Origin of the sequence: Nocardioides sp., from assembly GCF_036401255.1 — a bacterium.
In the GTDB taxonomy this organism is placed as follows: Bacteria; Actinomycetota; Actinomycetes; order Propionibacteriales; family Nocardioidaceae; genus Nocardioides.
Window position 1 is genome coordinate 1 of the sequence record NZ_DASWVI010000322.1, and the last position, 1,502, is coordinate 1,502.

The 1,502-nt window shown below is 71.2% G+C and carries 1 protein-coding gene and 1 pseudogene; one reads left to right on the plus strand and one right to left on the minus strand.

Features of this window, described 5'->3' with window-relative positions; translation table 11 throughout:
- A pseudogene (locus tag VGD85_RS15175) lies at window positions 1-482 on the plus strand (hypothetical protein); the annotation flags it as partial.
- 40 nt (window positions 483-522) lie between these two features.
- Here the strand turns inward: VGD85_RS15175 and VGD85_RS15180 are convergent.
- Window positions 523-1,502 (minus strand): HEAT repeat domain-containing protein (locus tag VGD85_RS15180; RefSeq protein ID WP_331064271.1); only part of this gene is annotated, 980 nt, incomplete at its 5' end.

Sequence of the window (1,502 nt, forward strand, 5' to 3'; positions counted from 1 at the left end):
CGTGGCTGCGCGAGGTCCTGGGGGAGCGGGCGCGGTTCACGGTCCGTCCGGTGCTCGACATTGCCGGGTTGGCGCCGGTGGATGCCTATGAGATCCCGGAGCGACATCGTCGGGCCGTGCATCTGATGACGCCGGCCGACACCTTCCCCTTCGCCTCCTGCACGACCCGGTCGATGCAGGTCGACCACACCATCCCGCACGCCCACGGCGGCGTGTCCGGGATCGGGAACTACGGGCCGATGACCCTGCACCATCACCGGGTCAAGACCCACGCCCCCGGATGGGCGGTGCGACAACCCTTCCCCGGGATCTACCTGTGGCGCGACCCCCACGGCGGGCACTACCTCGTCGACCACACCGGCACCCGCCGACTCCCCGACAGTCCCGGCGCGGCCCGGCGACCCGTGGTGACCGAGATGTGGCACCCACCCACCGGCCTCGACCTCGCGATCGCCGACGACTACCCCCGACGAGCCGCCTGACCCCACGGCCCGGAGCAGTCCGCCTCCCCGGGCGGTCGGGTCAGGGACGCAGGACGACCCCGCACGCCACGCACATCGGGCTTCTCGACACCACGGCCGCCACCTCGTCACCGCATCGGTGCTCCCCGAGGACGTCTGTGTGGATATGGAAGTAGACACCTACTAGTCCAGGCATCGGCTCCGCCCGGTGGTACCACTGGGGGAAGACAGCGCCCCCGACCTGTGTGGAGTCGCGGCCGGGCGCGAAGCAGACGAAGCTGGCGTTCGCCTGTGGCCGCGTCAGCTCGGCGGCCCAGCTCTGAGGAGCTCGGGGTTGGACGGCGCCACCGCAGATGCAGCACCGCTGGACCTCGGTCTCCATCATCGCCCTGGCGATCGCCTGTCCGCCGCGCTCGTAACAGGATCGGGAGCAGTACGGTTCCTCGAGGCCGCCACGCGGGACCCCTGCCAGGGCCTCGCGCACCCGGTCGCCCGCTTCGGGTGTTTCCAGCAGCGCGCGCGCTGCGAGGGTGCTGACGTCGCCGTCGTGGTCGCTGAGCCGGGCAACGACAACATCGATGGCTTCGGCGGGAATGCCCCGCAGGTTCAGTGTCCGCAGCGCATCGATGGCCGTGCGCCGAACGCTGGGTTCGGGGTCCGCGACGAGCCGTGCCGCCGAGGGAATCACATCGGGTCGAACCAGCGGGCCGCTCGTGATCTCTCGGTCGGGACCGGAGACGCCGGAGATGCCGCTGGCGGGTTCGAGGTACTTCACCTGAGTGCCGCGCGCAAGGGTGGCGACCGCCGACAAGGCCGCGCGGCGCACGTCGGGACCGGGGTCAGCCAGCTTGCCCAGGAGGGGGTCGATCACGGCCGGTGACCCCAGAGAGCCGAGCGCGTCGATGGCTCGGCCCCGCAGAGCGGGGTCTGGATCGTCCGCTGCCTGGAGCAGCGGCGGCAAGGTATCGGGGTCCTGCAGCCGCTTCAACGCAGACGCCGCGCCACGGCGCTGTTCCGGCGTTCCATTCGCGAGCAGGTCCA